Annotated in this window: 18 protein-coding genes and 1 pseudogene; 11 read left to right on the forward strand and 8 right to left on the reverse strand. The window is 39.7% G+C overall.

What is annotated here, in order from left to right; translation table 11 throughout:
• Positions 1 to 11: 11 nt before the first annotated feature.
• Together ilvA and AAAY30_RS03385 are read right to left on the reverse strand one after the other, a co-directional pair.
• Positions 12 to 1,205, reverse strand: coding sequence for a threonine ammonia-lyase (gene ilvA / locus AAAY30_RS03380; protein ID WP_186934770.1), 1,194 nt, complete (start codon positions 1,203 to 1,205; stop codon positions 12 to 14).
• 186 nt (positions 1,206 to 1,391) lie between these two features.
• The gene (locus tag AAAY30_RS03385; RefSeq protein WP_301965133.1) at positions 1,392 to 2,537 is read right to left on the reverse strand and encodes a lysylphosphatidylglycerol synthase transmembrane domain-containing protein; all 1,146 of its coding nucleotides are present in this window, start codon (positions 2,535 to 2,537) and stop codon (positions 1,392 to 1,394) included.
• 211 nt (positions 2,538 to 2,748) lie between these two features.
• Here AAAY30_RS03385 and AAAY30_RS03390 point away from each other — a divergent pair, with 211 nt between their 5' ends.
• Both AAAY30_RS03390 and AAAY30_RS03395 read left to right on the forward strand, forming a co-directional pair.
• A complete protein-coding gene (locus AAAY30_RS03390) occupies positions 2,749 to 3,186 on the forward strand; it encodes a hypothetical protein (RefSeq protein WP_301965132.1) in 438 nt (145 codons plus the stop codon).
• A 14-nt stretch (positions 3,187 to 3,200) separates the two neighbouring features.
• Positions 3,201 to 3,605, forward strand: coding sequence for a CBS domain-containing protein (locus tag AAAY30_RS03395; protein ID WP_022234263.1), 405 nt, complete (start codon positions 3,201 to 3,203; stop codon positions 3,603 to 3,605).
• A 188-nt stretch (positions 3,606 to 3,793) separates the two neighbouring features.
• Here the strand turns inward: AAAY30_RS03395 and AAAY30_RS03400 are convergent, their stop codons facing one another.
• From AAAY30_RS03400 to fabF, 3 genes are read right to left on the reverse strand one after another with little or no spacing between them, the layout of a single operon-like run.
• Positions 3,794 to 4,207 (reverse strand): acyl-CoA thioesterase, encoded by a 414-nt coding sequence (locus AAAY30_RS03400; protein WP_252559749.1) that lies wholly within the window; start codon positions 4,205 to 4,207, stop codon positions 3,794 to 3,796.
• Between the two features lie 11 nt (positions 4,208 to 4,218).
• A complete protein-coding gene (locus tag AAAY30_RS03405; protein ID WP_301965131.1) occupies positions 4,219 to 5,880 on the reverse strand; it encodes a class I adenylate-forming enzyme family protein in 1,662 nt (553 codons plus the stop codon).
• A gap of 26 nt (positions 5,881 to 5,906) precedes the next feature.
• A complete protein-coding gene (gene fabF / locus AAAY30_RS03410) occupies positions 5,907 to 7,133 on the reverse strand; it encodes a beta-ketoacyl-ACP synthase II (protein ID WP_499215631.1) in 1,227 nt (408 codons plus the stop codon).
• Between the two features lie 195 nt (positions 7,134 to 7,328).
• Between fabF and AAAY30_RS03415 the strand changes: the two genes are divergently transcribed.
• Positions 7,329 to 8,237: a LysR family transcriptional regulator gene (locus tag AAAY30_RS03415; RefSeq protein ID WP_186934763.1), complete on the forward strand. Its 909-nt coding sequence runs from the start codon at positions 7,329 to 7,331 to the stop codon at positions 8,235 to 8,237.
• 168 nt (positions 8,238 to 8,405) lie between these two features.
• Positions 8,406 to 9,617, forward strand: a complete 1,212-nt coding sequence (locus AAAY30_RS03420; protein WP_418331421.1) for an iron-containing alcohol dehydrogenase — start codon at positions 8,406 to 8,408, stop codon at positions 9,615 to 9,617.
• A 168-nt stretch (positions 9,618 to 9,785) separates the two neighbouring features.
• Here the strand turns inward: AAAY30_RS03420 and feoB are convergent, their stop codons facing one another.
• The gene (feoB, locus tag AAAY30_RS03425) at positions 9,786 to 11,696 is read right to left on the reverse strand and encodes a ferrous iron transporter B (protein ID WP_337782082.1); all 1,911 of its coding nucleotides are present in this window, start codon (positions 11,694 to 11,696) and stop codon (positions 9,786 to 9,788) included.
• 27 nt (positions 11,697 to 11,723) lie between these two features.
• Positions 11,724 to 11,969 carry a FeoA family protein gene (locus tag AAAY30_RS03430; protein ID WP_249377373.1) on the reverse strand — a complete coding sequence of 82 codons (246 nt, stop codon included), beginning with the start codon at positions 11,967 to 11,969 and terminating at the stop codon, positions 11,724 to 11,726.
• A 192-nt stretch (positions 11,970 to 12,161) separates the two neighbouring features.
• On the opposite strand from AAAY30_RS03430, the gene AAAY30_RS03435 reads away from it, so the two are divergent.
• From AAAY30_RS03435 to AAAY30_RS03445, 3 genes are read left to right on the forward strand one after another with little or no spacing between them, the layout of a single operon-like run.
• The gene (locus tag AAAY30_RS03435; RefSeq protein ID WP_337782083.1) at positions 12,162 to 12,866 is read left to right on the forward strand and encodes an N-acetylmuramoyl-L-alanine amidase; all 705 of its coding nucleotides are present in this window, start codon (positions 12,162 to 12,164) and stop codon (positions 12,864 to 12,866) included.
• A 12-nt stretch (positions 12,867 to 12,878) separates the two neighbouring features.
• Positions 12,879 to 14,243 (forward strand): DNA repair protein RadA, encoded by a 1,365-nt coding sequence (gene radA / locus AAAY30_RS03440; RefSeq protein WP_337782084.1) that lies wholly within the window; start codon positions 12,879 to 12,881, stop codon positions 14,241 to 14,243.
• Positions 14,240 to 14,938 carry a DUF6873 family GME fold protein gene (locus AAAY30_RS03445; RefSeq protein ID WP_337782085.1) on the forward strand — a complete coding sequence of 233 codons (699 nt, stop codon included), beginning with the start codon at positions 14,240 to 14,242 and terminating at the stop codon, positions 14,936 to 14,938. The genes radA and AAAY30_RS03445 overlap by 4 nt, the downstream gene beginning before the upstream one ends.
• Before the next feature lie 136 nt (positions 14,939 to 15,074).
• On the opposite strand, the gene AAAY30_RS03450 is transcribed toward AAAY30_RS03445, so the two are convergent.
• Complete coding sequence (locus AAAY30_RS03450) at positions 15,075 to 16,073, reverse strand: tyrosine recombinase XerC (protein ID WP_499215632.1); 999 nt, start codon at positions 16,071 to 16,073, stop codon at positions 15,075 to 15,077.
• A 558-nt stretch (positions 16,074 to 16,631) separates the two neighbouring features.
• On the opposite strand from AAAY30_RS03450, the pseudogene AAAY30_RS03455 reads away from it, so the two are divergent.
• The 4 genes and pseudogenes from AAAY30_RS03455 to AAAY30_RS03470 all read left to right on the forward strand — a co-directional run.
• Positions 16,632 to 17,674: pseudogene (locus AAAY30_RS03455) on the forward strand (ABC transporter ATP-binding protein); the annotation flags it as partial.
• Between the two features lie 374 nt (positions 17,675 to 18,048).
• Positions 18,049 to 18,840: an ABC transporter permease gene (locus AAAY30_RS03460; protein ID WP_022234276.1), complete on the forward strand. Its 792-nt coding sequence runs from the start codon at positions 18,049 to 18,051 to the stop codon at positions 18,838 to 18,840.
• The gene (locus AAAY30_RS03465; protein ID WP_022234277.1) at positions 18,840 to 19,634 is read left to right on the forward strand and encodes an ABC transporter permease; all 795 of its coding nucleotides are present in this window, start codon (positions 18,840 to 18,842) and stop codon (positions 19,632 to 19,634) included. The genes AAAY30_RS03460 and AAAY30_RS03465 overlap by 1 nt, the downstream gene beginning before the upstream one ends.
• A 21-nt stretch (positions 19,635 to 19,655) precedes the next feature.
• Positions 19,656 to 20,729 carry an ABC transporter substrate-binding protein gene (locus AAAY30_RS03470; protein WP_337781945.1) on the forward strand — a complete coding sequence of 358 codons (1,074 nt, stop codon included), beginning with the start codon at positions 19,656 to 19,658 and terminating at the stop codon, positions 20,727 to 20,729.
• The last annotated feature ends 79 nt before the right edge of the window (positions 20,730 to 20,808 follow it).

Consider the following 20,808-nt stretch of genomic DNA (forward strand, 5'->3'; position numbering starts at 1 on the left):
TCCTCCATATATTATACAAGCTTAAAGCCTGCGTTAATAAGTGCGTCTGTAATTTCTTTTACATGGTCAAAGTTTCTTGTTTCAAGTACAATTCTTAGGTAACAGCCGTTAATATCAGTACCCTCGCTTGCACGCTCGTGGTGGATAGAAATAACATTTCCGCCCTTGTCAGCGATAATATCGGCTACCTGCTTGAGCTGACCCGGTTTATCCTGAAGTTCAATGCAAAGTGTCTGTGATCTGCCCGATCTTAAAAGACCACGCTTAATTACTCTTGAAAGGATAGTAACATCAATGTTGCCGCCCGAAATTACGCAAACAACTTTTTTGCCCTTTACAGGAAGTTTGTTGAACATTACAGCTGCGAGAGGTGCAGCGCCTGCGCCCTCGGCAATCATCTTCTGTGATTCAATAAGTTTTAAAATAGCAGATGAAATTTCATCATCGGTTACGGTTACAATGTCATCGACATACTTCTGAACATACTTAAATGTGTGCTCACCCGGTTCTTTAACCTGAATACCGTCAGCAACAGTTGATACCTTGTCAAGATGAACAGGCTTACCTTGTTTGATTGACTCGTACATTGACGGAGCACCCTCTGCCTGAACACCGTAAACCTTGATGTTAGGGTTAAGGCTCTTGATTGCGCAAGCAACACCCGAGATAAGTCCACCGCCGCCGATAGCACAAACTACAGCGTCTGCGTCAGGCAATTCTTCAAGAATTTCAATACCGATTGTACCCTGACCTGCAATTACATTTTCATCGTCAAACGGATGAATAAAAGTATAGTTATGTTCGTCACGAAGCTCACAAGCCTTATTGTAGGCATCGTCATACACACCCGGTACCATACAAACCTCTGCGCCGTAGCCCTTTGTAGCCTCAACCTTAGAGATCGGAGCGCCGTCAGGCAAGCAGATAAGTGATTTAATACCGTATTTTGTTGCGGCAAGCGCAACACCTTGAGCGTGATTACCTGCCGAGCAAGCAATAACACCACGCTTCTTTTCTTCTTCTGTGAGCTGAGAAATCTTATATCCCGAGCCTCTTACCTTAAACGAACCTGTAATCTGCAAATTCTCAGGCTTAAGGTAAACTTCGCAATCATCGCTGATAGCGGTTGCCTTAACAAGCGGGGTAGGGATAACTACATCTTTAAGTACATAAGATGCGTGATAGATTTTATCAAGTGTAACCATATAAATCTCCTCTTTCACTCTTATTACTTTATAATTATAAATCAGAATTGAACCAAAAACAAGTTTTTTTGCAATATTCTTCAAAAAATATTGCATATTTCTGCCGCAATTATTTATTTGATTTACATAAAAGAAAGTTCGGCACATTATCATTGCTTTTTAATGTGCCGAACAGTAAAATTATGCTTATTCTGTTTTTATTTCTTCAAGTTCGTTTTCGTCGGAAAATTCATTTTCCTTAATGGCGTCATCAATTCTTTTGCCCTTTGTAAGGTAAGAGAACGGAGCGGAAATTAATATTGCGCCGTAATATGTAATAAATCTCCACAACAGGATTGCAGGCTTAATTTTGTTTGCAAGTCCAACAACAAAGAACGGGCCAAAGTACATTGTAAACGCAAGCTCTGCGCCGCCGGATGCGCCCGGCAGAGGCACAAGGTTTGAAGTAAAGAGCACAAACGACTGAATACAAATTGTATCAAGAAAATTAAGCGGAACCTGACCTTGCTCAACGGCAATGCTGTGCATATCAAAAGAAAGATATACAAAATACGGAACAGAGAGGATAGCAATTACTTGCAGTGCAACGAGAGCATAAAGCAACATCATACGCTTTTTATTTTCATAAAGCAGTTTGTTGCCTGTATGGAAAAGCTCAACCTGCTCTTTAAGCGATTTCACTTTTTTATCCGGATTTTTGATAAATTTGAATTTATGTAAAATTTTATCTATAAACTTAATAATTTTACCTGTAATTTTCGGACTGAACGATACAACCAAAAACAAAACGGTAACAACTGTTTGGGTCAAAAAGCCGAGTACGATAAACAGGGTAGACCATATATTGGTAAAAGCCGCTTTAAAATAATCAAACTTTATTATAATGGCAAGTACGCTGAATACTCCCGTAACAATCTGATAATAAACAAATTTTTGCGTCATACACGCCGAGCCGAACCCGACTCCGACTTTCATTTTTGAAAGAAGATACAACTGCATAGGTTGTCCGCCTGTGTTGGACGGAGTGACAGCACCGAAAAAAACACCGACCAGCGCAACTTTGAGAGCGTCAATAAATCTGAAATCGGGATATTGTATTCTAATAAGTATCTGCGTTACAATACTGTCTATAACTATATTCATATCAAATGCGACTATGCCTGCAATTATCCATCCCCATATAAAACCGTCGGGTGAAGAAAGCAAGTCAATCATTCCGTTTTCGGAAACGCAGAAAAAGACTATAAGATAAAAGGTAATGCCAAGAACTATTATATTAAAAATAAGCTTTCCGCTTATTCTAAAGCGTTTTCGCTTTTTCTCGGTGTTCAAAAAATCTCCTCCAAAATTTTCTATTCACAAAAATGTGTACTTTAATATAATACAATCTTTTTTCTGAAAAATCAATTTACAATTCTGTCACTTATGCACTTTTGTTGTAAAAAATATATATTTTGCGATAATTTGTAGAATAAAGCACTTGAGAATTATCAAAAACTGTGATAGAATTAATAAAAACAAACAATATATTTAGGATGATTTAATGCAATTTTTTAATTTTTACGGAATACCCGTTATTGCGGCTTTATTTATAATTTGGGTGATTTTCAGATGTATTGACAAAAAGTACAAGCCGCCGAAAGACACGGTAAACAGAGGATTAAAAGCATTTGAACAAATCGGCGGTTTTGCGGTAATCTTCTGTATGGTATGCGGATTCGGAATACAGGGTAAAGGATTTTTGTCGGAAACAATGCGCAACTTTTGGATTGTTTCAATGGTATTTTTAATTTTACTGCACATTGTAAGTTGTATAATGTTTTATCGCAGCAGAAACCACACACTGCATATGATGACGGCAATTTTTCCGAGTATAATTTTTATTCTTACAGGCTTGCTTGAGCAAGACCCGCCGCTTTTATTGTTTGCAATTATATTTGCAATAGGCAAAATATATATGACCGCCAAATCTGAAAGTTAATTCGGTGAAATAAAATGAACATTGTAATGCTATTAAAACCAAAAGAAACAGTGGCTTATATTTATGAAGACAGCACCATAAGACAGGCACTTGAAAAAATGAAAGCGCACAGCTACACCGCAGTACCTGTTATTGACGAATACGGCAAGTATGTCGGCACAGTCAGTGAGGGCGACTTTTTATGGTACATAGTCGAAAAGCAAACGCAGGGTATGAAATCGCAGGAAAAGTATTTTGTGCGTGACCTTATCCGCACCGACTTCAACCCGTCTGTAAAAATAAGCGTTGATATGAAAGAGCTTTACGAGAGAGCCTTGAATCAGAACTTTATCCCTGTCACAGATGATTCGGGAGTATTCATAGGCATTGTAACCCGTAAAGATTTAATCAGCCACTTTGTTGACAAAAGTAAATTATAAAGTCAAATCCAACTTAAAATCCATACTGAACAACAAACCCTCTGTAAGTTTTTACTTACAGAGGGTTGCTTATTTTATCGGTTCTGTTTTATGTCGGTACTTTAATGAATTGTGTTTTGGCAAATTTTTATAATTACTTGACAAAGCATTACGCTAAGCAACAATTCAACAAACCTTTAATAAAGAACTTATATTAAATTTTGCAATGTTTCGTACAAGTTTGCGTCAGCTTTTTTAATAGGCATAGGTTTGTTTGAGCGGTTTACACAGCAATGTGATGTTTTGCCTACTGTTGCGAGAATGTCGGTATCAGCAAATCTGATTTCGTATTCAAATTCCATTTTTGCTGCCGACATCTTAGTAAGTTTTGTTGTGATGTAAACCTTATCGTCAAATTTCAACGGCACAATGTACTTTGCGTATGCGTCAACAACGGCAATAGAAACACCTTTATCCTCAAGTGCTCTTACATCGCAGCCGATTTGCTCCATAAAGTCACATCGTGCTTCCTCAAAGAACCTGATATAATTTGAATGATGGACTATGCTCATCATATCGGTTTCATAGTAATTGATTCTTCTTGAATATGGTTTTATCTGCAAAAAATCACCCTTTATTTTTTAATAAGCAAACCGTTTTTCAAATCTTCTTTAGCCTGCTGTCTTATTTTGAAGTGCTGCTTTTTACCTGTCGCCGTGTGTGGCAATTCTGTCACAAAGCGGTAATATCTCGGAGCCTGATATTTTGAAATGTCAGGGGAATTTGCGCAAAATTCAAAAAGCTCCTTGGCAGTAAGGCTTTCGTCCTCGGGAATAACATAGGCTGCAACGCTTTCGCCACGAACACTGTCAGGCACACCGGTTACTATACATTCCGAAACTTTAGGGTGCTTATTGATAGCCTCTTCGATTCTTGCAGGGTAGATATTTTCGCCCTTGCTGATAATCATATCATCTTTTCTGCCCGAAATTGTGATAAATTGATTTTCGTCCCAAGTGCCTACATCGCCTGTGTACATCCAGCCGTCGGCAAATTTATCCTTTGAGGCTTTTTCGTTGCCTACATAGCAATAGGTTGTCTTACCGGGGCACTTAATAATTATTTCGCCCTCTGTCTTGCCGTCACAAGGAACAGTATCATCGGGATTTGCTTTTCCCTCATCGTAAACATTTACGATTCTTACCTCATCATCGGTACATGAACGACCTGCAGAACCTGCCATTTCAGGTAAATCATACGGGCGTAAAAATGTATTCCAAAATGTTTCTGTTGTGCCGTAGCCGTTAAAAATATTAGGTGTAAGCACATTCTGAAAACGAATACAAGCCTCTTTTTCAAGCGGACTGCCCATAGTTATTATACCCTTTAAAGAAGAAATATTCTTAGGGTGCTTTTCCTGTCGGCTTGCAAGCAGAGTGAGAATTGACGGTACACCTGTTATAAAAGTAATCTTATTGCTCTCTACATATTCAAGGCAGGTCTTAGGGTTAAAATTACGCATAATTACAATACATCCGCCTACATACAAAGTAGGGGTAGGACCGCCCGAATGTAAACCGCCACGGTGGAACCACGGCGTCATATTCATTGTAATGTCGGTAGGGTTGAGCGGGAAATGCATAATTACATCGTGTGCCGAAAGCACTTCGTTTACATTGTTGAGCGGAACACCCTTTGGTGTGCCTGTTGTGCCCGAAGTCTGCAAACGAACAACCTCATCATATATATGCGGCTCAAAATCTACAGGCGGATTTTCTTCGGAGGCATTTTTTATATAGTCCTCAAAAAGAATATGTCCCTGCGGAAGCTCGATTTCTTTACCGGAGTTGTTTACGGCGATAATTACCTTTGGAGTATGAGAAGTGATTTCAAGAGCCTTTACAACTGTATCAAGGATTTCTGTGTCATACACATATACAGTAGGTTTGTTGTGACCGATGATTTCCGCCGTTTCGCCCGGAGAAAGATTAAAGTTTGCGGGATTACCGATAGCTCCGAGTTTTTGCGGTGATATATATCCAAGCAAAAATTGTGTAGAGTTAAAAAGCTGCATAAATACAACATCGCCCTTTTTAACACCGTCTGCTTTCATGGCATTTGCAAACTTATTTGCAGCTGTGTTTAATTCTGTATATGTCCACTTTATGTTACGGGCAGGGTCAATAACAGCTGTTCTATTGCCAAAACGGCGAACATTTCTCATAAAGCCGTTAAGCCATGTAAATTCGCTTTCAAATGTTTTTACAAACATATCTGAATCATAAGTTAACTGCATAAATTTCTCCTTTATATCATTAGGGATTATCCCTTGTATCTGCCTACAATAATGCTTGAATTCTGTCCGCCGAAGCCAAATGCGTTCGACATAGCATAATCTATTTCGGCTTTCTTTGCTGTGTTAGCGACAAAGTCTATTCCGCTGCACTCTGGGTCAACTTCATTTAAGTTGATTGTCGGCGGAATTACTCCTGTTTCAATAGCCTTTACACAGGTAATAACTTCTGTAATGCCGCCTGCGCCCATCATATGGCCTGTAGCGCCCTTAGTTGAACTTACATACGGAAGTTTGTCACTGAACACACTTTTGATTGATGCGGTTTCTACAGTATCGCCCTTATTGGTAGCTGTGCCGTGAGCATTTACATAACCTATCTGTGATGCGTCGATATTTGCCTGTGCAATAGCCTGTTTCATACAAGCAATAGCGCCTCTTCCTTCCGGATGCGGAGCTGTTACATGGTAAGCATCATCTGTGTTGCCGCAGCCGAGAACTTCGCCGTAAATCTTTGCGCCTCTTGCAAGTGCGTGCTCCTCGGTTTCGAGAACAAGCGCACCGCCGCCCTCTCCGATTACAAAACCGTCACGGGTAACATCAAAAGGTCTGCTTGCGGTAGCGGGGGAGTCGTTTCTGCGTGAAAGTGCCTTTGCGTTTGCAAGCGAATAAATTACAAGCGGACAGAGAACCGACTCCGCACCGACAGCGAGCATTACATCGGCTTTGCCTGTCTGTATACACATACAAGCTGTGTTGATTGCATCGCCGCCCGATGAACAAGCTGTGCTTACGGTAAGGCTTGGACCTTGAATATTGTGGTCGATTGCGATATTTGCAGCGGCAATGTTGCCGAGAATTTTAGGAATAAATCTCGGTCCTACCTTTTTATGTGCAGCGCCCGAAAGTGCGTCTTGAGTGAACGCAATTGTAGCAATGCCGTTCATAGCTGTACCCATTACAATACCTGTGCGTTCAGGTTCAATTTCAAGGTTGCTCTGCTTTAAAGCCTCCTCTGCAGCAATATATGCATACTGCATAAACGGATCCGTTTTTCTGATTAAGTCTTTCGGCATATAATCCGATGGGTTAAAATTCTTTACTTCGCCCGCAATCTGAACCGCAAGTTCAGATGCGTCAAAACTTTTGATTGTGTCTATACCCGACACGCCTGCTGTGATATTTTTCCAGTAAGTATCTACACCTATGCCGATAGGTGTAACTGCGCCCATACCTGTAATAACTATTTTTTTCATAACTGCTCCTTGCCGCATAATTATTTATAGTATTTGATTATTATTTGATTTTTGCATACTATTATGCTATACTCAAATTATAGCAGAAAGGAAAGAATTGGTCAACTAAAGTTTTAATGTAATTATTTATCGATTTCGACTTATTTATTCACTTCCTGCATAACAAGATACAATTAGCGAAAGGAAACTTTATTTATGGACATAAATCAGTTAAAGTGCTTTATCTCTGTGGCACGCACTCTGAATTTTTCTGAGGCGGCAAGGCGTAATTATGTTTCGCAGTCAACAGTAAGCCGATATATAATAGACCTTGAAAAAGAATTTGGGGTACAGCTTTTTATACGCTCGCACCGTGATGTTCTCCTTACAAACGAGGGCAAGACTTTGTTGCCGTACGCAATAGAAATTGTAGAAACCTTGAACAAAGCCACATCTATAATAAAGCAGATGCATGACGGAGGAAAGGGAAGAATTACGGTTGCGTGCGACCAAACCTCTTTTTCGTTTCCGACAAAATGCATAAAAGAATTTCGCAAGCGTTATCCCGATATTACGGTTGATGTAAAAGAACTTGACGGTTCGGAAAACGGCAATGTACTCGGCGGCGATTATGACTTTTGCTTTATGCCGAGGGATATGCTGCCCGAAAGCTCATCTGTCGAGTCTATAGTAACCCACAGCGAACAGCTTTATGTAATTGCGGACAAAACAAATACTGCGGCAAAGCAGAAAAATATTTCTATGGCTGACCTTGCAAACGAAAAACTTGTACTTCTTTCTGAAAATGTTTCTCCCATACTGTATATGGAGGTTATGGATTTATACCGCACTTTCCATATTTCACCCAAAATCACAAATACATTTGACGATGTAAAAAGTATGTATATGGCAGTGGCGGCGGGTATGGGAATTTCTATTGTTCCGAGTTCACTGCTGAATTTTTCATCGGACAAAAGCTGTTCAAGCATACCGCTAAGCGATGCTGACACAAGCATTTCTTATGTTATGGCGTGGAGTAAATCCGCTACCAATCCCGTTGCAAAGCATTTTCTTGAGCTCGTAAAAGAGTATGCAAACGATGTTGATAACATTTACGGGTTATAATGTGACTGTTCTGTGATTATATATAATAATATTTGTGATGTAATAAAAACTTTTCTATATTTTCACATAAATTTTACTTAAAAACCCTTTACTTTGGAAATAAAAGGTGTTATAATATCCTTAGTCAATGAAAAAGTGACTAATATTTCCTATTAGGGGGTCATAATAATGTACAGATTCACATTACCAAGAGATCTTTATCACGGAAAAGATGCTCTTTCAAGTTTAAAAACACTCGAAGGCAAAAAAGCAATTGTAGTAGTAGGCGGCGGCTCAATGAAGCGTAACGGTTTCCTTGACAAGGCTGTTGATTATTTAAAAGAAGCAGGAATGGAAGTTAAACTCTTTGAGGGTGTTGAGCCTGACCCATCTGTTGATACAGTTATGAAGGGCGCAGCCGTTATGAGAGAGTTTGAGCCTGACTGGATTGTAGCAATGGGCGGCGGCTCACCGATTGATGCGGCAAAGGCTATGTGGGCATTCTATGAGTATCCTGAAATCACATTTGAGGATCTTATCACACCGTTCAGCTTCCCTAAATTAAGACAGAAAGCAAAATTCTGTGCTATTCCGTCAACTTCCGGTACAGCTACAGAGGTTACGGCTTTCTCTGTAATTACCGACTACGACAAGGGTATCAAGTATCCGCTTGCCGACTTCAATATTACTCCTGATGTAGCTATTGTTGATCCGTCACTTGCTGAAACTATGCCTAAAAAGCTTACAGCACATACAGGTATGGATGCTATGACACACGCAATTGAGGCATATGTATCTACTCTTAACTGTGATTATACAGATGCTCTTGCACTTCACGCAATTAAGATGATTCACAACGACCTTAAAAAGTCATATGAAGGCGATATGGACGCTCGTGATGCTATGCACAATGCACAGTGCCTTGCAGGTATGGCATTCTCAAACGCTCTTCTCGGTATTGTTCACTCAATGGCTCATAAGACAGGTGCTGCATTCTCGGGCGGTCACATTATTCACGGCTGTGCAAATGCTATGTACCTTCCTAAGGTAATTAAATATAATTCCAAAGATGCTACAGCAGCCGAGCGTTATGCACAGATTGCTAAATTCATCGACCTTAAGGGCGAAACAACAGAAGAACTCGTTGACGCACTTATCGCAGAGCTTCGCTCAATGAACGATCAGCTCGACATTCCGCAGGCTATTAAGAACTACGGTCCGGGCGGTGTTAAGGCTGATGTAAGCATTATCGACGAAAAAGAGTTTATGGATAAGCTCCCCGAAACAGCTAAGAATGCTATCGCAGACGCTTGCACAGGCTCTAACCCTCGTCAGCCAAGTCAGGAAGAAATGGAAAAACTCCTTAAGGCTTGCTACTATGACCTTGAAATTGATTTCTGATTAATTTCCGATTAATTAAGCAATAAATTTTTTCATTATAATCTCCTTTTCTTTATACTTAATCTATGAATTCTAATTATAATATTGTTTTCATTTGATAACCTCAAAGCCTGCCCTTGCATAATGTAAGGGCAGGCTTTCTGTTTGGATTTTTTAAATTAAGTTGATTTACATAATATGAGAAATCAGATAGCAAAGAGCTATGCCAATCATTGTCGGCATAACTATCGAAAACATCGTCCAGCCCATACTACCAGTTTCTTTTTTGATTGTAAGGCAGGTTGTGGAGCAAGGGAAGTGGAAGATGCACATTACTATTGTACAGATTGCCGTTGTAAGCGTCCAGCCATTTTGCGTAAGCAATGCAAAAAGTTCCTCATAACTTGCAAAATCAGTCAGCGTACCCGTGGAAAGGTACGACATAATTATTATCGGTATTACAGTTTCATTAGCGGGAAAGCCGAGTACAAAAGCCATTATAATTACACCGTCAAGACCTATGGCTCTGCCGAACGGGTCAAAAAAATCCGTACAATACGAAAGCAGTGAACTGTCTGCAATATAGATATTTGCAAGCAGCCATATCAGCGCTCCTGCCGGAATTGCTACTATAACCGCTCTGCCAAGTACAAACAAGGTACGGTCTAAAAACGAGCTGACTATAGTTTTTAGAATTCTCGGCTTGCGGTACGGCGGAAGTTCAAGCGCAAAAGCCGAACGCTCGCCGCTTAACAGCGTTACAGACAATATTTTAGACACAAACATTGTCATCATAACCGCAAAAAATATCAGTAAAACAAGGATTAACGCTATGCTTATTGAACTTGCAAATACGCAGGCACTGCCCGAAAAGAATATTGTAATCAGCGCAATAAGCATCGGAAATCTTCCGTTGCAGGGCATAAAATTATTTGTAACTGTCGCAATCAGTCTTTCTTTAGGTGATTCTATTATGCGACAGCCCGTAACTCCGCAGGCATTACAGCCGATTCCCATTGCCATAGTCAGACCTTGCTTGCCGTGCGCACCGCATTTTGAAAAGAATTTGTCAAGATTAAACGCTATCCTCGGTAAATAACCAAAGTCCTCTATCAGCGCAAACAGTGGGAAAAATATCGCCATTGGCGGCAGCATTACCGCAACCACCCAACTGAGTGTCGTGTATATTCCGTTTATAAAAAAGCCTTTTATAAAATCCGGTGCATTAAAAAAATCAAATACATATACCAAACCGACTTTTATATATTCAAACAGTTCGCTCAAAAGACGGCTCGGATAATTTGCGCCGACCGCAGTTATCCAGAAAAGCAAACCGAGCAAAAGTATCATAATAGGTATTCCCGTAATTTTAGAAGTAAGTATTTTATCAAGCTTTTTGGTTTTTTCGCTTATGTTTTCACCGCATTTTTTTATACAGCGACTGCATATTTCCTTTGACCGAGCGGCAAGAAATTCAGTGTTTTCTTTGTGCTTTTCCTTATTAAAAATATCTATTCCGTCATACAGCCTTGTAACACGAAAGCATTTTGTTTTTTCGGTGCAGACATCGTAAATTTTCTCTCGGATTTTTTCAATATCGCTTTTCTTTGTCGCATTGGTGCTTATAACAGGTATGCCGAGATTAAGCGACAGCTCATCTTCATCAATAACAAAACCGTTTTTACAACATTCGTCGCTAAGATTGAGGCACAGCACCGCTTTTTTCGTTACCGAAAGAACCTGTAGGGTAAACGAAAGATTCCGTTCAAGCACGCTTGAATCAATTACAATAACCGTGCAGTCAATGTCATCTCTGACAAGAAACTGCCGTGAAACTTCTTCTTCGGGTGAAAAAGAAATCATAGAATATGTGCCGGGTAAATCGACAACGGAAAAACTTTTGTCTTTGATTTTTGTGCACCCTTTGGCATACTCAACGGTTTTGCCCGTCCAATTGCCCGTGTGCTGTTTCATACCTGTAAGAGCATTGAAAATCGTGCTTTTTCCGACATTAGGATTGCCGGCAAGTACCACATTGTAGTCTGTATTGTCGCACATTTTTCCGTTTGCCTCTGTTTTACGGCTGTTTCTTGTCAGCAAATAAAAACCTCCCAACTTTTTAATTATTTATGCGTAATCCCGATTTAGGCGTACCGTAATTTTACTGCAATCGCTTTCTCTAAGCGCAATTACCGTTCCTTTTGACAAATACGCTGTCGGGTCGCCAAACGGACTTTTCATTATCGGCACAATTTTCTCACCCTCTGTTATGCCCATATCAAAAATTCTGTTTTTTATGCCGTTGCCGCACTCGATACTGTCTATATAAACCTCGCAATTCAGCGGAATTTTGTCAAGAGTTGTTTTTTCCATTAACTTCACCTGAATTTTCTGTACATTGCATATAGGTGTGCGCCGTACTTACATTTTGATTACTAACAGAGTATTCAGACAAAACTATATAGTTACAATTTTAGTTTTGCCTTTAAAATTTACATTGCCTATGTTATAATTGTTATAAGCAATGCACTCCGCACATAAAAATAAAACGGGGTGTTCGGCTTTATGAAATTTAAGAAAATCTTGTATTTTACAATATGTTTTATTCTTATAATTGCTTTTGTTTTCCTGATTACAACGGCTTATTTTCGTCTTAATGTACTGACGAGTGAAAGTAATGTCAGCGAAAACACGCATACTGTAATAATCGACGCAGGTCACGGCGGTGAGGACGGCGGCGCTGTAAATGATAACAATGTGGTGGAAAAAGACCTTAATCTGCAAATATCTGTAAAACTTTCGGATATGCTTACACTGTTCGGCTATAAAACAGAGCAAATCAGAACAGAGGATAAATCCGTATATACGCAAGGCGAAAATGTGCGACAGCGCAAAGTTTCCGATATGAAAAACCGTCTTTCTGTATTTAATTCAAATCCCGAAAATGTGGTAATCAGTATTCATCAGAATAAGTTTACCGAGAGCAAATACAGCGGAACGCAAGTTTTTTATTCACCTAACAATCCGCAGAGCGCCGATCTTGCGGAGAGTATCAGACAATCTGTAAAAACTATGCTCCAGCCTGACAATGAAAGGGAATGTAAGAAAGCGGATAAAAGCATTTATCTTTTAAAAAATGCGACTGTGCCCGCCGTAATTTGTGAATGCGGATTTATCTCTAACGAAAGCGAATGTGCAAAATTGCAGGACGATACCTATCAACAAAAAATGGCTTATGCGATAGCTGTCGGACTGATGAATGTTTATTAAAGGAAGTTTAATATGGCAAAAATTAAAAGTGTATATATATGCTCGCAGTGCGGCTACGAGTCACCGAAATGGTACGGAAAATGTCCGACCTGCGGCGAATGGAACACAATGGAAGAAGAAATCAAAGAAAGCGTGAAAGCTACGCCTGCCGTAAAAAGAAATGTAGCTTCTGCGGTTTCTTCTCCTTATTCAATTACGGAAATCACCACCGAAAACGAGCACCGCTACGATACGGGCTGCGGCGAACTTAACCGTGTGCTCGGCGGCGGCATTGTAAAGGGCAGTCTTATTTTGCTCGGAGGTGACCCCGGTATCGGCAAATCAACCGTGTTACTGCAAATCTGTCAATATCTCGGCAACTCAATGAAAGTGCTTTATGTGTCGGGCGAAGAATCGCAAAGACAGCTTAAGTTAAGGGCAAACCGACTCGGTGTAAATTCTCCGAATCTTTTTGTAATGACCGAAACCGATGTAGAAGTAGTGTGCGAACAAATCCGTGCTGAAAAGCCCGATATAGTAATGATCGACTCAATTCAGACAATGAATCTTACAGAATTAAGCTCCTCACCGGGCAGTGTAACGCAGGTCAGAGAATCGACAAACTGCCTTATGCGCACGGCAAAGTCGCTTGATATTCCAATGTTTGTGGTAGGTCATGTAAACAAAGAGGGGTCAATTGCGGGTCCGAAAGTGCTTGAGCACATCGTTGATACCGTACTGCACTTTGAAGGTGACAAGCAGATGTCATGCAGAATTTTAAGAGCAGTCAAAAACAGATACGGTTCTACAAACGAAATCGGCGTGTTTGAAATGACCGACACGGGACTTGTGGAAGTGCCCAATCCGTCTGTAATGTTGCTGTCGGGCAGACCGAAAGGCGTATCGGGTACTTGCGTAACCTGTACAATTGAGGGGTCTCGTCCTATTCTTGCGGAAGTTCAGGGACTTGCAACGCAAAGCGGCTACGGCAACGCTCGAAGAATGGCAACAGGCTTTGACTACAACCGACTTTCGCTTTTGCTTGCCGTGCTTGAAAAAAGAGCGGGATATTATTTTTCAAACAATGACGCTTATATAAACATTGTCGGCGGTCTTAGAATTGACGAACCTGCCATTGACCTTGCGGTCGCAATGGCGCTTATCAGCAGTCTCAAAGATGTTCCGATTGACGAGAATGTTGTAGTGTTCGGCGAAATCGGTCTTGCCGGCGAAATCAGGGCGGTTTCTCAAGCTCAATTAAGAGTAAACGAGGCTGTAAGGCTTGGATTTACAAAAATCATTCTTCCGTATCACAATCTGAAAGCCGTAAAATGTGACGGTGCAGAGCTTATCGGAGTGAAAAATATAAGACAGGCCTTTGAGGCAGTCAGCATATGAGCGCCTTTGTAATGTCCGACGAATACCCGAAACTTTGCAAAGCAATTGAAAATTTTGGGTACGATATTATACCGTCGGATAAAATTTTACAATTTAATACGCCCGAGCAGCGGCACATTGATATGCAAATGCTAAAAATCAACAACGATATTTTTCTGCTTAAAGAATGTAATAATTTAAAAAGACTTCGTGAAAACAAAGATTATAATATAATTCTTTGCAAGAACAATATTGACGGCAAATATCCGCATTGCGTGGCACTTAATTGCCTGTATATCAGCGGAAAATTATACGGCAGGGAAGAGGCTATAGATGTTTCAGTCAAAAATTACTGCAAGGAAAACGGCATTGAGATAGTCGATGTAAAACAAGGTTACACACGCTGTTCAACTGCGGTTATCGGTAAAAACAGTGCCATAACCGCCGACAGCACAATCTATAATGCGCTTACCAAAAACGGAATTGATGTTCTGAAAATCGACAGCGGAAGCATAAGACTTGACGGATACGATTACGGATTTATCGGCGGTGCGTGTACAATGATTGATGACGGTACTGTAGCGTTTTTCGGTGATATAAAAACTCACCCGAACTTCCGAAAAATCGAAAGATTTTGTATAATTCATAATGTGAAAATAATTAATTTAGCAGAAAAAAAACCGCTTACAGATGTAGGCGGCGCAGTAAAGATATGACAAACCCCGGCTTTGGAAAAATCAAAGTCGGGGCTGTTTTTTTATTAGTGCCTTTATCAAAAGTTGGGGTAATTTATGGTTTAGATTAAATAATTTTAAAATTTAGGTCAACATTATAACTCGTAATAAATTTTTATTATTTTTCATCAGATTTTTTATTGGATTTTTGCTTTACCTTAGACAAAGGATTTTTCTCGGCGGCATTTTTCATCTGCTCGGAACTTAAGTGGGTGTAAATCTCGGTTGTGCCGAGGTTTTCGTGACCGAGCACATCTTTTAGCACTCGTATGTCAACTCCGCCGTACTGATACATCAGTGTTGCCGCAGTATGCCTTAGCTTATGACAGGAGTAGCCCTGTGCATTCAGACCGATTTTTTCAAGATATTTATACACCATAGCCTGTATGGTTTTTACGCTCATTCTGCGGTGATTTCGGCTGATAAACAGCGCATATTTATCCTTAACGCCGTCAATGGGCCGCACCCGCATATAATTTTGGATTGCGGAAACGCAGGCGGAATTAAGGTAAATAATTCGTTCTTTGTTGCCCTTGCCGACAACACGCATAGTGTCATCCTGATGAATGTCCGTGTAATTCAAAGACGCCATTTCAGACACACGCAAGCCGCAATTTAAAAACAGCGTGAGAATACAGTAATCACGCTCCTTATAATCACCGTCGACTGCATTCAGCAATTCAAGACTTTGCTCAAGCGTAAGATACTTTGGCAAAGATTTTTTCTTTTTTGGAACTTCAAGCTGTTCAACAGGATTGCTGTCGAGCACGCATTTTTTTGTTGCGAGATAGTTAAAATAACCCTTAAGGCTCGAACATTTACGGGCACGGGTAACATTTTGATTTTTGCGCTCACGCTGAATATAATTCATAAATTCATATGCGTCGTTCAATGTGACGGTTTTCACAAGTTCAAGGTCAACATCAGAAATCGAAATGTTTTCAAATTCAGAATCATTCGGAACAAGTCCACGCTGTAATTTTATAAATCTGAAAAATGTACGCAAATCTATGTAGTACTCATCAACGGTTTTCTGTGATTTTCCTTTGACCGTCTGCATATAAAACAAGTAATCCTTGATTATCTGCGGCGCTTCATCTATGAAAGAAATACTCATTTAAATGCTTCACCTTTCCCCTCAATTATACAAAACATTGATTTTGTATAATTAACTATATTTTTATACAAGGGTAGAAAACCTGTAATTTGATTACAGATTGCAGGTCTTCTACCCACTTTACTTACACATTATTATATCATATGACATATAAAAAGCAAAGCGTTTTCTCAATTGCATTTTACATATCTTCTGCGTTGTAAATAGATGTGACCATCTGTACTTTTTCTCCCGGTACCGTCAGTTCCGGATATCTGCAAATTGCCTTCTTCTTACACTTGACAAACTATATCCGTATTTTCTGCTTATCTTTTTTATTGGTTCACATCATTTTAACACACACAATAAAAGCGGTATTTGCAAAAATATAATAATTGACTTTTACTGCAAAAAAGACTATAATTTACTGGTATGCTTTTGTCTTTACAATATTGCTACAGTAAATTGTAGGGGCGGACAGTGTTCGCTTGGTCAAAGCTTTTGCCAATTGTCACTCTCCGTCCTTTAGTTATGCAATAAATACAGCATATTAGATTTTTTATGAACAGGGGTGCGTGAATGGAGCAGTCAGAAAAAAATACCATTATATCTTTAAGGGATATATTCGTCCGATTTGACGGAGAGGTAATATTAAACCATATAAATCTTGACTTTAAAGACAAGGAATTTATTACTATTCTCGGGCCGAGCGGCTGCGGAAAAACCACTACCCTAAGAATTATCGGCGGTTTTGTCGAACCTGAAAGCGGAGATGTTCTCTTTGACGGTAAAAGAATCAACGGCACACCGCCAAACAAAAGAAATGTTAATACGGTCTTTCAAAAATATTCGCTTTTCCCACATCTTAATGTGTTTGACAATGTCGCTTTCGGTTTAAAACTGAAAAAACTACCGAAAAACGAAATTAAAGAGCGTGTTTCAAAAATGCTTGCGGTTGTTGACCTTAAAGGATATGAAAAGCGAGCTATCACAAAACTTTCGGGCGGTCAGCAGCAGCGTGTTGCCATTGCAAGGGCTTTGGTGTGCGACCCGGAAGTTATTTTGCTTGACGAACCGCTCGGTGCGCTTGACCTTAAGCTAAGAAAGAGTATGCAGATTGAATTAAAAGAAATTCAGCAAAACTCTCAAAAAACTTTTATATATGTAACACACGATCAGGAAGAGGCTCTTACAATGAGCGATACCGTTATTGTAATGAACAACGGTGTTGTTGAGCAGGTTGGCTCACCTGAAGATATTTACAACGAACCCGTAAATGCGTTTGTTGCGGATTTTATCGGCGAGGCAAATATTCTTAACGGCACAATGCTCGGCGACTGCCGTGTAGAAATTCTCGGCAAACAACTTGAATGTGTTGACAAGGGCTTTGGCGAAAACACACCTGTCGATGTTGTAATCCGTCCCGAGGATATTGAAATTACAACTCCCGAAAAAGGTCAGCTTGCAGGCACTGTAGTAAAATCGACATTTAAGGGCGTTCACTACAAATGAGTGTAATGTGCGGCAAGTGCGAAATCCTTATACATTCCACGTCTTCCGCAGAAATCGGCAGTCAGATCGGTATGCAGGTAATTCCGTTTAATATTCAGATTATGAATAAACTCCTGCCGTTCTATAATAATGAAATCGAAGTAACGGTTTCTTCCGCAAACGAAGACGAAAATACATTCAGCTTTGAGTTTGAAGACGAAACCATTGAAGTGCCAAATCATTATTTTAAGGAAGGCACAAAGTTAAAAATCATTCTTCCGCCGGACGCACTTTCACTTGCGGGTGACGGCAACGGTGACCTTACAGATTTATATATTGAATCTGTTATTTATAAGGGTGAACATAATGAGATTATCCTTGAGTCGGACACACGAAAATGGCTTATGCTAAGCGACACTGACGAACAGGTTGCCACTTATGTACCGCTCTCGTTTGATTTTGATAAAGCGAAATTTGAAGTTTTATCCGATAAGGAGGGTTAAAGATGAAATCACGCAAGCCCTCTATTCCCTATATAATTTGGATGGCGGTATTTACAATGATACCGATGATAATGGTCGGTATTACAGCTTTTACAGGCAAGAACGGCGGATTTTCGTTGGAGGCTTTTGAAAAGGCTTTCTTTTATAAAGAAGTATTTTTAAGGTCGCTTTGGATTGCATTAATATCAACCGCAATCTGTTTGCTTATTGCTTATCCGCTTGCTTATATGCTTACAAAAATGAAACCGTCAACGCAGAATTTTGTAAATATGCTTTTGATGATTCCTATGTGGATGAACTTTTTGCTTAGAATATACGCATGGGTTACGATTTTACAGTCAAACGGTCCGCTCGATACAATTTTATCATTCTTCGGAATACACGGTACATACCTCGGAAATTCGGGTGCGGTTGTGCTCGGTATGGTTTATGAGTATCTTCCGTTTATGATTCTTCCGATTTACACTGTTATGAGTAAAATTGACAAGGGTCTTATTGAGGCGGCTCAAGACCTCGGTTCAAACGGATTTCATGTTTTCAGCAAAGTTGTGCTTCCGCTTAGTATACCCGGTGTTATTTCGGGTATAACACTTGTTTTTGTTCCGTCGGCAAGTACATTCCTTGTAGCGCAGTACCTCGGCGGCACAAACGATATTATGATCGGTGACATTATAGACAAGGTGTTCTGGACAGACCAAAGTACGGGTTCGGCGATTTCGCTGATACTGATGGTATTCATCCTTGTGTTCCTTGTGCTTATGAATTTCTTTGGAGATGAGGAGGCGATTGCATAATGAAAAACAAGCATATTGCCTCAAAGATATATACAACACTTGTGATGTTGTTTTTATATCTTCCGATTTTTGTACTCATTATATTTTCGTTCAACGAGGGTAAAACTACTGTATGGAAAGGCTTTTCGTTCAAATGGTATGAAGAACTTTTCAGAGATGATAAAATTATAAACGCTCTCGGCAATTCGCTTATAATTGCCGTACTCGCATCAATTTTCGCAACCGTACTCGGCACTGCCGCAGCTATAGGAATAAGCAATTTCAAAGGTAAAAAAAGACTGCTTATACAAAGTGCGTCTAACATTCCGATTATCAGCCCTGACATTGTAATGGGCGTATCGCTTATGCTTTTATTTACATTTTTAGGTGTTTTATTTAACTTTGAAATGGGTTTTGTTACCGTGCTTATTGCTCATATATGTTTTTGCGTTCCTTTTGTAGTGCTTAATGTTATGCCGAGAATACACAAGATGGACCAAAGTATTTATGATGCGGCGCTCGACCTCGGTTGTAATCAATGGCAGGCTTTTTACAAGGTGGTAATTCACGAGCTTATGCCGGGTATTTTCTCCGGACTTTTAATGAGCTTTACTTACTCTCTTGATGATTTTATAATCACATATTTTACAAGAGGAGCAAAGTTTCAAAACTTATCAATTGAGATTTACTCAATGACACACAGAAGAATATCGCCGAAAATCAATGCGCTTTCCGCACTTTTGTTTTTAGCGGTACTTATCGTTATGATACTTATAAATATTCGTGACAAACACGAGGAAAAGGTGAAAAAATAAACTGAATAAGGGAGATTGAAAATGAAAAAATTTGGCTGTGTTGTTCTTTCTTTACTCATCGGTACAGCGGCTTGCAGTGCAATGGCAGGCTGCGGCAAAAGCTATGACGGTGAAGTTAATGTATATAACTGGGGCGAATACATTGCAAACGGTGAGGACGGTACGCTTGATGTAATTGACGAATTTGAAAAAGAGTACAACATCAAGGTAAACTACACCACTTACGAAACCAACGAAGAACTTTACAATATGCTTAAAAACAGCAATGTAAGTTATGATGTTATTATTCCGTCAGATTATATGATAAGCAAGCTCATAAGCGAAAATATGCTGCAGGAACTTGATTACAGCAACATTCCTAACAAAGATAACCTTATGGAACGCTTTAAAAATCTTTCCTGCGACCCTGAGGGTAAATACACTGTTTGCTACACCTGGGGCATTACTTCAATGGTTTATGACAAAACAAAAGTGGCAACAAAACCAACTTCATGGGAAGCACTTTGGGATAAATCGTTAAGCGGCGACATTCTTATGTTTAACAACAGCCGTGACGCTATGGCAATCGCAATGCAGCTTTGCGGTATTAATCCCGCCAATTGTACCAAAGAGGATGTTGACAAGGCGGCGGCAAAGCTTTCCGAACAAAAGCCTTTGCTTAAGAAATATGTAATGGATCAGGTTTTCACAGAAATGGAAAACAGTCAGTCGGCAATCGCACCGTACTACGCAGGCGATATCGTTATGATGATGGAAAATAACGAAGATTTGGACTATGCAATGCCCGAAAACGGCTCTAACCTTTTCTATGACGCAATGTGTATTCCTACTTGCAGTAAAAACAAAGAGAATGCCGAAAAATTCATTAACTTTATGCAGTCACCTGAAATTGCGGCAGCTAACTTTGAATATCTCTACTACGCAACACCTAATCAGAAAGCATATGACGAGTATCTTGACGAGGATATAAAGAATAACGAACTTATCTTCCCGAGTGACGAATATCTTGATAAATGTTATGTATTTACAAATGTACCCGACGATGTTTACAGCTATATGCAGGAACAGTTCGTAAAAATTCAGGCGGATAAATAATCAAAATCAAAGCAAACAGAGCAGACTTAAAATTACAGTCTGCTCTGTTTTTATGTTTTTATGATTTTGTTATGTATCA

The sequence above is a fragment of the Ruminococcoides bili genome, assembly GCF_040093295.1.
Lineage (GTDB): Bacteria > Bacillota > Clostridia > Oscillospirales > Acutalibacteraceae > Ruminococcoides > Ruminococcoides intestinale_A.

Bases quoted from the DNA above. Each gene is read 5' to 3' on its own strand.
- ilvA (WP_186934770.1), bottom strand. From the start codon at position 1,205: ATGGTTACACTTGATAAAATCTATCACGCATCTTATGTACTTAAAGAT.
- AAAY30_RS03390 (WP_301965132.1), top strand. From the start codon at position 2,749: ATGCAATTTTTTAATTTTTACGGAATACCCGTTATTGCGGCTTTATTT.
- AAAY30_RS03395 (WP_022234263.1), top strand. From the start codon at position 3,201: ATGAACATTGTAATGCTATTAAAACCAAAAGAAACAGTGGCTTATATT.
- AAAY30_RS03405 (WP_301965131.1), bottom strand. From the start codon at position 5,880: ATGCAGTTAACTTATGATTCAGATATGTTTGTAAAAACATTTGAAAGC.
- fabF (WP_499215631.1), bottom strand. From the start codon at position 7,133: ATGAAAAAAATAGTTATTACAGGTATGGGCGCAGTTACACCTATCGGC.
- AAAY30_RS03415 (WP_186934763.1), top strand. From the start codon at position 7,329: ATGGACATAAATCAGTTAAAGTGCTTTATCTCTGTGGCACGCACTCTG.
- AAAY30_RS03420 (WP_418331421.1), top strand. From the start codon at position 8,406: ATGTACAGATTCACATTACCAAGAGATCTTTATCACGGAAAAGATGCT.
- AAAY30_RS03430 (WP_249377373.1), bottom strand. From the start codon at position 11,969: ATGGAAAAAACAACTCTTGACAAAATTCCGCTGAATTGCGAGGTTTAT.
- AAAY30_RS03435 (WP_337782083.1), top strand. From the start codon at position 12,162: ATGAAATTTAAGAAAATCTTGTATTTTACAATATGTTTTATTCTTATA.
- radA (WP_337782084.1), top strand. From the start codon at position 12,879: ATGGCAAAAATTAAAAGTGTATATATATGCTCGCAGTGCGGCTACGAG.
- AAAY30_RS03445 (WP_337782085.1), top strand. From the start codon at position 14,240: ATGAGCGCCTTTGTAATGTCCGACGAATACCCGAAACTTTGCAAAGCA.
- AAAY30_RS03450 (WP_499215632.1), bottom strand. From the start codon at position 16,073: ATGAGTATTTCTTTCATAGATGAAGCGCCGCAGATAATCAAGGATTAC.
- AAAY30_RS03460 (WP_022234276.1), top strand. From the start codon at position 18,049: ATGAAATCACGCAAGCCCTCTATTCCCTATATAATTTGGATGGCGGTA.
- AAAY30_RS03465 (WP_022234277.1), top strand. From the start codon at position 18,840: ATGAAAAACAAGCATATTGCCTCAAAGATATATACAACACTTGTGATG.
- AAAY30_RS03470 (WP_337781945.1), top strand. From the start codon at position 19,656: ATGAAAAAATTTGGCTGTGTTGTTCTTTCTTTACTCATCGGTACAGCG.